Origin of the sequence: Streptomyces sp. SP18BB07 (genome assembly GCF_036322545.1) — a bacterium.
Lineage (GTDB): Bacteria > Actinomycetota > Actinomycetes > Streptomycetales > Streptomycetaceae > Streptomyces > Streptomyces deccanensis.
The window spans coordinates 207,635-217,268 of record NZ_JAQYWT010000271.1 but is presented as its reverse complement, the minus strand read 5'-3'; the positions used below and the strand labels follow the sequence as shown (position 1 = coordinate 217,268).

Sequence of the window (9,634 nt, the reverse complement as noted above, 5' to 3'; positions counted from 1 at the left end):
GGCCGGGACGGTCGTTCTCGTCGGTGTCCCCACTCCGGAGATGAAGCTCGAACTGCCCCTCCTCGACGTCTTCGGCCGCGGCGGCGCCCTGAAGTCCTCCTGGTACGGCGACTGCCTGCCCGACCGCGACTTCCCCATGCTGATCAACCTCTACCTCCAGGGCCGTCTGGACCTGGAGGCGTTCGTCACCGAGACCATCGGACTCGACGACGTGGAGAAGGCCTTCGAGCGGATGCACGGCGGCGACGTCCTGCGATCGGTGGTGACCCTCTGATGGCCGCCCACATCGAACACCTCGTCACCTCCGGCCAGTTCAGTCTCGACGGCGGCACCTGGGACGTCGACAACAACGTCTGGCTCGTCGGCGACGACCACGAGGTCGTCGTCGTCGACGCCGCCCACGACGCCGACGCCATCGCCGAGGCCGTGGGCGAGCGCAGGCTCGTGGCCATCGTCTGCACCCACGCCCACAACGACCACATCGACGCGGCCCCCGCCCTCGCCGAGCGCACCGGCGCGCCGATCTGGCTCCACCCGGACGATCTGCCGCTGTGGAAGCAGACCCACCCCGACCGGCTGCCCGACCACTGGCTGGCCGACGGCCAGGTCATCGAGGCCGCCGGCGCCGACCTGACCGTCCTGCACACCCCCGGCCACGCCCCGGGCGCCGTCTGCCTCTACGACCCCGGGCTCGGCACGGTCTTCACCGGCGACACCCTCTTCTCCGGCGGCCCCGGCGCCACCGGCCGTTCCTACTCCCACTTCCCGACGATCATCGACTCCATCCGCGACCGCCTGCTCGCCCTCCCGCCCGACACCGTCGTCCGCACCGGCCACGGCGACACGACGACGATCGGCGCGGAGGCCCCGCACCTCCAGGAGTGGATCGCGCGCGGTCACTGACGACCTCTCGGGGCCCGGCTGCCGAGAAGGCATGGCAGCCGGGCCCCGCCATGACCGCCTCGAGGGTGGGCGACCCCCGCTCCCGGACATCGCCCAGAAAACCCGACAGAAGATGTCCGGCTTCGACGACACCCTCGTGTCGAGGACGCCGGCACCCCCGGTGTCGGCCAAGGTGGCACTCGTACGCAACGGAGGTCGGACATGTCGAAGCCGCTGGACGGCAAGGTCGCACTGGTCGCGGGAGCGACGCGCGGAGCGGGCCGGGGGATCGCCGTCGAACTGGGGGCGGCCGGAGCGACGGTCTATGTGACAGGGCGCTCCACGCGCGAGCGGCGCTCCGAGTACGACCGCCCGGAGACCCTGGAGGACACCGCCGACCTGGTCACCGAGGCGGGCGGCCACGGCATCGCCGTACCCACCGACCATCTCGAACCGGCACAGGTCCGGACCCTCGTCGACCGGATCGCCGAGGAACAGGGCCGACTGGACGTCCTCGTCAACGACGTCTGGGGCGGCGAGAAGCTCTTCGCATGGGACAGCCCGGTCTGGGAGCACGATCTCGACAACGGGCTGCGACTGCTGCGCCTCGCCGTCGAGACCCATGCCATCACCAACCACCTCGCCCTGCCGCTGCTCCTGCGCAAGCCGGGCGGCCTGGTCGTGGAGATGACGGACGGCACGGCCGAGTACAACGGCGCCAACTACCGCGTCTCCTTCTTCTACGACCTCGCCAAGTCCTCCGTCCTGCGCATGGCGTTCGCGCTCGGGCACGAGCTGGGCCCGCGCGGCGCCACCGCCGTGGCCCTCACTCCCGGTTGGCTCCGTTCGGAGATGATGCTCGACCACTTCGGGGTCACCGAGGAGAACTGGCGGGACGCCCTCGAACGCTTCCCCCACTTCGCCATCTCCGAGACTCCCCGCTTCGTCGGGCGGGCCGTCGCCGCGCTCGCCGCCGACCCGGAGGTCGCCCGCTTCAACGGGCAGTCCCACTCCAGCGGTTCCCTCGCCCGGACCTACGGCTTCACCGACCTCGACGGCAGCCGCCCGGACGCCTGGCGCTACATCGTCGAGGTCCAGGACGCGGGCAAGCCGGCGGACACGACCGGCTACCGCTGACCGCCCTCACCGGGGCCCGGGCGGCCGCCGTCACCGGGCGGGGGCGGCGGGGCCTGCAGCTGCCAGCGTGCCGAGTGGCCGGGCGGGAGCGCCAGATCCTCCCGCACGGCCACGTAATAGGCATCCCTCCCGCCGCGCTGCCGCTCCAACAACTCCTGCCAGGCCCGGGGATCACGGGTCCCGGCGCGCAGGAACTCCTCCATCCTCATCACCGTGACGACCCAGGCGCGGGCCTTGTCCACCACCTCGGGGCTGCCGAGGAGCAGCAGGGCCTCCCCGGAGGGATCCCGGGCGACCGTCGCCTCCGCCATGAGGGGCGCGGCCTCCTCCGGCGAGAGCGGGTGGGGGTGCGGGTCGTTGCCGAGATGGGAGGCGACCCGGTAGGTCAGGGTGATGGACTGCTTCAGGGCCCGCGCCCAGTCGGCGTACACCGTGAGCCGTCGCTCCTCCCAACGGGTCGCCCGCTCCTGCCGGAACCGCACCTGCTCGCCCCGCATCACCACCAGGTACGAGCCGAGCGCGCCGATCACCACGCCCAGCAGGGCCGGGAGTTGCTGGATAAACGTTGACATGATCAGACTGTAACCGGGACGAAGATCGCGTCGCATCCGTCCCGGCGACCGGTGGCGCGGAGTACGTTCTGCCGTATGCATGCGACGGGACGCTTCGAGGGGCACGGGGTTCTCATCACGGGCGCGGCGCGCGGGATCGGAGCGGCGACGGCCCGGCGGCTGGCCGAGGAGGGGGCGAGGGTACTCGTCACCGACGTGAACGCGGCGGCGGCCGAGCGGACCGTGACGGAGTTTCGGGAGCGCGGGCTGGCCGCCGAGGCGTTCCGGTGCGATGTCGGGGACCGGGAGTCCGTCGAGGCGGCCGTCGCGCACGCGGTGACGGCCCTCGGTTCGCTCGACGTCCTGGTCAACAACGCCTTCGGCTGCACCCCGGACGCGCCGCTCTTCGAGGACACCCCGGACGAGACCTGGGCCCGCGACCTCGACCTCACCCTGACCGGCGCGTTCCGGTGCTCCCGCGCCGCACTGCCGCACCTGGTGGCCTCGGGGCGCGGCGCCATCGTCAACATCGGCTCCGTCAACGGCCTCCAGGGCTTCGGCAACCACGCCTACAGCGCTGCGAAGGCCGGCCTCGGCTCCCTCACCCGTACCCTCGCCGGCGATGCCGCGCCCCGTGGCGTCCGCGTCAACCTGGTGGCCCCCGGCACCGTCCGCACCCCCGGTTGGGCGGGCCGCGAGGCGCACCTGGACGACCTCGGCGAGATCTACCCCCTGGGCCGCGTCGGCGAGCCGGCCGACATCGCGGCGGCCGTGGCCTTCCTCGCCTCCCGCGACGCGGCCTGGATCACCGGCACCACCCTGCGCGTGGACGGCGGCCTGCTCGCCGTCAACACCGCGTTCGCCCGTGCGGCGCGGGCGTGGCGGGACGAGGAGCGGGGTCAGGACACCTAGGAGGCGTTCACCGTCCTCGTCGCCGCGAGGATCGCGTCGAGGACCCGTTCGGTGTCCGTCGTCGTCGTGCGCCAGTTGCTGAACGCGGCCCGTAGCGCGTGTGTGCCGGCGAGGACGGTCGGGGTCACGAAGGTCTCGCCGGAGGCGGCGATCGCGTGGGCCAGGGCCTGGACCCGTTCCCGGGTGGGCCGTTCGGCGAGGGTGAAGCAGACGACGTTCAGCCGGACCGGTGCGACGAGGCTCAACCCCGGTGCCTGTGCGAGGCGTTCGCCGAGGGCGCGGGCCAGCGCGACGTTGCGTTCGACGATCTCGCGGTGCCCCGCCCGGCCGTACGCCATGAGGGAGAACCAGGCCGGCAGGGCGCGCAGCCGACGGGAGTTCTCCGGTGTGAGGTGCAGGAAGTCGGGGTCGCCGGTGGGCAGGCCGAGGTACGGGGAGTCGTTGCGGAAGACGCGTATTTGGAGGTCCCGGCGGCGGGTGAACTGGACGGCGGCGTCGTAGGGCACGTTCAGCCACTTGTGGAGGTCCACGCAGATCGAGTCGGCGGTGTCGAGACCGTCGACGAGATGTGCGTACGACGGCGACAGCGCGGCGAAGCCACCGAACGCGGCGTCCACGTGGAGCCAGAAGTCGTGGCGTTCCCTGAGCGCGGCGATGGCGCGCAGATCGTCGAAGTCGACCGAGTTGACGGTCCCGGCGTTGGCCACGACGATCGCCGGCCGCCCGTCCAGTGCCGCCAGGGCGGCGTCGAGGGCCGCCACGTCCACGGCCTCACGGCCCCCGGGCAGCAGGGGGACGGTGCGCAGCCGGTCGCGGCCGACACCGAGCACGGAGAGCGCCTTGGTGATGCTGGAGTGCGGGCTGCCGGACAGCACGTCGACCGGGCCGAGGGCGGCGACACCCTCCCGGGACACGTCCACGCCCAGTCGTTCGCCGAGCCACTCGCGGGCGACGGCGAGCCCCACGGTGTTGGAGACGGTCGCACCCGTCACGAAGGCGCCGCCGTACTCCGCGTCCAGCCCGAACAACTCCCGCAGCCACTGCAGGGTCTGCCGTTCCAGGGCGCTCGCGGACGAGTCCTGGCCACCGGAGACGTTCTGGTCGTAGGCACTCGTCAGCCAGTCTCCGGTGACGGCCGCCGGGGTGGCCCCACCGGTGACGAAGCCGAGGTACCGGGGCCCGGCCGATCCGGAGAATCCGTCGGCCCAGCGCTCGGCGAACTCCGTCAGGGCCCCTTGCGCGCCGACGCCCCGGGCGGGGAGCGGTACGGGCCCGTGCCGCCCGCCCGGCCGGGCGACGGGACGGTCCGCGAGGCCCGCCATCTCCTCGGCGGCGAAGTCACGGGCGGCCTGCAGCAGTTCGGGGAGCCGGGAGAGGTCGCCGGCGAGTACGGAGTCCATGATCGGCAGCGTAGGGCGGGGAGCGGGCCGCGGTCCCGGTCCACTCGTGGAGAACTGGCCCTGTTCACGAGTGGACGCGCGAGGGGCACCGGGACGGCACGGATCTCCTTCGCAATGTGCGTAATTCTGCGCAGCCTTCGGCGAATGGTGCTCCTATTCCGACCGTGTCGGCAAGCGCTTCCAGGAATTACCGGAAGTTACCTCGGCGTTACCCTGCGATAGAAAGCGTCAAGGTATCTGAAAGGTCGTCATACGTGCACGATCCGGACACCCGTCGAAAAAGTTCGTTGAGGCTTGAACGGCGCCGACGGTCTTCACGTATTCGACACCGTGAGCAGGAATCCCGTTACCGTCACCGTCGCGTACCAGGTGGTGCCGGGGCGCGAGGCCGACTTCCACTCCTGGGGGTGGGCCGCGCTGCGTACGAGTGCGCAGCAGCCGGGTTTTCTGGGGGGTGGCGTACTCGTCGACGGAGAGGGTGAGTGGCATGTGGTCTACCGCTTCGACAGCGAGGAATCAGCCCGGACCTGGGAGAATTCCGTGGTCTGGGCACAGTGGTCGGCCCGCGCCGACGGACTGGCGCAGGAGACCGGCCGTCGGAGCATCGTGGGCTCCAAGGCCTGGTTCGACTCCCAGAGCGCCCGGGCCCCGACACCGGCCGGCCCTCCGGGGCCACCCCCGAAATGGAAACTCTGGTTGGTGAATTCCGGTGCGGTATTCCCGCCCGTCTTCTTATTCAACCAGGCAATACTTCCCTATCTCAACGACCTGAATCCGCTTTTCCGTACACTTCTGCTGTGTCTGACCGTGGCAGCCATCGTCACCTGGATTCTCATGCCGAGACTCCAGAGATTCCTGAAGAAATGGCTGTACCCGCCGTTGCAGGCGTTGCGCGGCCGGCACAAACGACGGACCGCCTAGGTCCGAGAACGAAGAGGGGGGTGGGCGGGTGAAGACCCTGCTCATCGACAATTACGACTCGTACACGTACAACCTGTTCCAGCTGATCGCCGAGGTCAATGGCGAGGAGCCGGTGGTGGTGCTCAACGACGCCTCCACCGACGACATTCCGGAGCTGGGGGAGTTCGACAACGTGGTGGTGTCGCCGGGACCCGGCCACCCCGCGGAACCGCGTGACTTCGGTATCGCCGCCCGGGTGATCGCCGACGCCGAGATCCCCGTCCTGGGCGTCTGCCTGGGCCACCAGGGCATCGCGGCGGGGGAGCACGCCGACGTCGAGCCCGCCCCGTGGCCCCGCCACGGGCACCTGTCCACGGTCCGGCACGACGGCCGCGACCTGTTCCACGGCCTCCCGCAGAACTTCACGGTCGTCCGCTACCACTCGCTGTCCGTACGCGAGCCGCTGCCGCCGACCCTGGAGGCGACCGCCTGGTCCGAGGACGGCGTCCTCATGGGCCTGCGCCACCGCGAACGGCCACTGTGGGGCGTCCAGTTCCACCCCGAGTCGATCCTCACCGACCACGGCCACCGGCTGCTGGTGAACTTCCGCAACCTCACGGCGGAACGCACGGGCAGCCCCCGTACCAAGAACACGGCGGTCGCCCCCGTCACCGGGCCGCGCCCCACCGCACCGGCCCCTCTCGCGGGCACGATCCCCCGCCCCCGCCGGGCCCCCGGCCCCACCTACCGGCTGCACACCCGCCGCATCGCCGGCGCCGTCGACGCCGAGGCCGCCTTCACCCGCATGTACGCCGACGCGCCGCACGCCTTCTGGCTGGACAGCTCCCGCGTCGAGCCGGGCCTGTCGCGGTTCTCCTTCTTCGGTGACGGCAGCGGCCCCCTCGCCGAGCTCGTCCGCTACGACGTCGACAGCGGCAGTTGCGAGATCGAACGGACGGGCCGGCCCATGCGCAGGGTCCAGGCGAGTGTCTTCGACTACCTCAAGCGGCAACTGGCGAGCCGCAAGGTCGACGCGACGGGCCTGCCCTTCGACTTCACCGGCGGCTACGTCGGCTACTTCGGCTACGAACTCAAGGCCGACACCGGCTCCGAGAACCGGCACAAGGCCGACACCCCGGACGCGGCCTGGCTGTTCGCCGACCGGCTGATCGCCGTCGACCACCAGGAGGGCCACACCTACGCGGTCTGCCTCTCCGAGGACACCCCGGCGGCCTCCCGCGAGGCAGGCGACTGGCTCGACACCGTACTGGCCCAGCTGACCTTCGTCGGCTCGGACGCCACGGTCCCCCTGAAGGCGGCCACCGCGCCCTACCCGCGCGCCGCCGAACCCTGGCTGGTCCGCGACCGCGCCACCTACCTCGCCGACATCGAGGCCTGCAAGGCGGAGCTGAACGCGGGCACCAGCTACGAGGTCTGTCTGACCAACGCGGCCCGGTTACCCGCTCCCTACGACCCGTACGACTTCTACCGGGTGCTGCGCCGCACCAACCCCGCCCCGTACGCCTCCTTCCTCAGGTTCGGCGACCTCGACATCGCGGGCTCGTCCCCCGAGCGGTTCCTGCGGATCACCCGCGACGGCATCGCCGAGGCCAAGCCCATCAAGGGCACCGCACCCCGGGGCGCCGGTCCCGAGGAGGACGACCGGCTCCGCGACGAACTCGCCGCCGACGCCAAGACCCGCGCCGAGAACCTGATGATCGTCGACCTGCTCCGCAACGACCTCGGCCGGGTCTCCCGGACCGGCTCCGTGAAGGTCACCCGCCTGATGGCCACCGAGACGTACGCCACCGTGCACCAGCTGGTCTCCACCGTCGAGGGCAGACTGCGCGAGGGCACCGACGCGGTCGACTGCGTCCGGGCCTGCTTCCCCGGCGGCTCGATGACCGGGGCGCCCAAACTGCGCACCATGGAGATCATCGACTCGCTGGAGACCGAGGCGAGAGGCGTGTACTCGGGAGCCCTCGGCTACCTCGGGTGCAGCGGCGGCGCGGACCTCAACATCGTCATCCGTACCGCCGTGTTCCAGGGCGGCCGTATGCATCTGGGCGCGGGCGGCGCGATCGTCCTCGACTCCGATCCGGCCGCCGAGTACGACGAGATGCTGCTGAAGACGGCGGCACTGATGCGGGCCCACCGGGAGCACGCCTCCGCCCCGGCCGTCACCGAGGAGCCGACGCGATGACGATCACGACGACGTTCACCACGACGGCCCGGCCCACCCGGCTGCCCGCCGACGCGGACGCCCCCGGCAACCTGGCGGCCCATCTCGCCGCCCTCGTCGAGCGACGCGGCTGGGCCGGCCGCCCGGCCTTCCACCAGGGCCACCGGGCCTGGTCCCACGGTGAGATCCACGACCTCGCGGCCCGCACCGCCACCGTCCTCACCGACCACGGCGTCCGCCCCGGCGACCGCGTCCTGCTCGCCCTCCCGGACTCCGTCACCTGGGTCACCACCTTCCTCGCCCTGGCCCGCCTCGGCGCGGTCGCGGTCCTGGTCAACCCCGAACTCACCCCGCCCGAACTCCAGTTCATGGCCGAGGACACGAAGGCGGTCCTGTGGGTGACGGGCCCGGGGCTGGACACGTTCGTCCCGGCCGGCATACCCGCGCCCCGTCTGGGGCGCGGGCCTGTGACATCTGCGACTCCGCCGCGTGGGCGCGACCAGCCACGGCCGAGCCGCACTGTGAAGACGGCCAAGCAAGCCAGGCGCCTGGGCTCGGACCAACTGACGGCCCTGAGCGCCACGGCGGCTCCCACCACCCGCGCCCACCCGGTCGACGCCCACACCCCCCTCTACATCCAGTACACCTCCGGAACCACCGGCCACCCCAAGGGCGTCGTCCACGTCCACGGCGACCCCAAGACGTACCACGACCTCATCGGCCGCCGACTGCTGCGCATCACCCCGGACGACGTCACCCTCTCCGTCTCCCGGCTGTACTTCGCCTACGGCTTCGGCAACGCCCTCGTCTTCCCGCTCTTCTCCGGCTCCTCCGCAGTCCTCGCCGACCGCCGTCCCACCCCCGCGGCGGTCGACGAACTCGTCGCCCGGCACCGCGTGACCCTCCTGTACTCGGTGCCCTCCGCGTACGCCGCCCTCGTCACCGACCGGGCGGACGGCCACCGGGACTGCTTCGCCTCGGTGCGTGCGGCGGTGTCGGCCGGCGAGGGCATGCCCGCCGGACTCGGCAAGCAGGTCACCGAACTGCTCGGAGCCCCCGTCCTCGAACAGATCGGCTCCACCGAGGCCGGACACGCCTTCTGCGCCAACAGCTTCGACCACAACCACCCCGGTACGGTCGGCCGCCCCGTCCCCGGCTTCGAGGTGGAACTCCGCGACCGCGCCGGCAAACCGGTGCCGGACGGCGAGGCGGGCGAACTCTGGGTGCGCGGACCGACGGTGACGCCCGGCTACCTCAACCGGCCCGAGGAGACCGAACGCACCCTCGTCGGCGGCTGGCTGGCCACCCGGGACCGGGCCGTCCGCGAACCCGACGGCACCTACCGCCACCTCGGCCGCGCCGACGACATGGAGATGGTCGGCGGCATCACCGTCTCTCCGCTGGAGGTGGAGGCGCTGCTGCGCACCCACCCCGGCGTACGGGACGTCGCCGTCGCCGCCGTCACCGACGAACGCGGCGCCAGCAGACTACGGGCCTTCGTCGTCCCCGTCCCGCCCATCGGGGTGGGCCTGGAGGCCGAACTGATCTGCATGGCCCGCGACCGGCTCGCCGCCTTCAAGGTCCCCCGCAGCGTCAGCTTCGTGCCCACGCTGCCCCGCACCGCGACCGGCAAGCTCCGCCGCCACCTCGTCCGCCAAGGAGCGTGGTGA

General features: G+C 71.8%; 8 protein-coding genes and 1 pseudogene. 7 read left to right on the top strand and 2 right to left on the bottom strand.

All coding sequences use genetic code 11. The annotated features are described in order from the left end of the window. From PUR53_RS12880 to PUR53_RS12870, 3 genes and pseudogenes are all read left to right on the top strand, one after another. Positions 1-274, top strand: a pseudogene (locus tag PUR53_RS12880) (S-(hydroxymethyl)mycothiol dehydrogenase); the annotation flags it as partial. Beyond that, positions 274-903 (top strand): MBL fold metallo-hydrolase, encoded by a 630-nt coding sequence (locus PUR53_RS12875; protein WP_329908374.1) that lies wholly within the window; start codon positions 274-276, stop codon positions 901-903. The pseudogene PUR53_RS12880 and the gene PUR53_RS12875, both read left to right, overlap by 1 nt. A gap of 201 nt (positions 904-1,104) precedes the next feature. Next, positions 1,105-2,019 (top strand): SDR family oxidoreductase, encoded by a 915-nt coding sequence (locus PUR53_RS12870; RefSeq protein ID WP_329898087.1) that lies wholly within the window; start codon positions 1,105-1,107, stop codon positions 2,017-2,019. On the opposite strand, the gene PUR53_RS12865 is transcribed toward PUR53_RS12870, so the two are convergent. After that, a complete protein-coding gene (locus PUR53_RS12865) occupies positions 2,010-2,591 on the bottom strand; it encodes a hypothetical protein (protein WP_329908373.1) in 582 nt (193 codons plus the stop codon). The genes PUR53_RS12870 and PUR53_RS12865 overlap by 10 nt on opposite strands. A 75-nt stretch (positions 2,592-2,666) precedes the next feature. On the opposite strand from PUR53_RS12865, the gene PUR53_RS12860 reads away from it, so the two are divergent. Continuing rightward, entirely contained in the window at positions 2,667-3,482 is an 816-nt protein-coding gene (locus PUR53_RS12860) for an SDR family NAD(P)-dependent oxidoreductase (protein ID WP_329908372.1), read from the top strand. Here PUR53_RS12860 and PUR53_RS12855 read toward each other — a convergent pair. After that, positions 3,479-4,882 carry a pyridoxal phosphate-dependent decarboxylase family protein gene (locus PUR53_RS12855; RefSeq protein ID WP_329898090.1) on the bottom strand — a complete coding sequence of 468 codons (1,404 nt, stop codon included), beginning with the start codon at positions 4,880-4,882 and terminating at the stop codon, positions 3,479-3,481. The two genes, PUR53_RS12860 and PUR53_RS12855, sit on opposite strands and share 4 nt — an antisense overlap. Positions 4,883-5,176: 294 nt before the next feature. On the opposite strand from PUR53_RS12855, the gene PUR53_RS12850 reads away from it, so the two are divergent. Genes PUR53_RS12850 through PUR53_RS12840 form a run of 3 tightly spaced genes read left to right on the top strand, consistent with a single transcriptional unit; the run spans position 5,177 to position 9,634 of the window. Next, positions 5,177-5,803, top strand: a complete 627-nt coding sequence (locus tag PUR53_RS12850; RefSeq protein WP_045560119.1) for an antibiotic biosynthesis monooxygenase — start codon at positions 5,177-5,179, stop codon at positions 5,801-5,803. 28 nt (positions 5,804-5,831) lie between these two features. Next, on the top strand, positions 5,832-7,985 hold the full coding sequence (pabB, locus tag PUR53_RS12845) for an aminodeoxychorismate synthase component I (RefSeq protein ID WP_329908371.1): 2,154 nt from the start codon (positions 5,832-5,834) through the stop codon (positions 7,983-7,985). Then, positions 7,982-9,634, top strand: coding sequence for a benzoate-CoA ligase family protein (locus PUR53_RS12840; protein ID WP_329908370.1), 1,653 nt, complete (start codon positions 7,982-7,984; stop codon positions 9,632-9,634). The genes pabB and PUR53_RS12840 overlap by 4 nt, the downstream gene beginning before the upstream one ends.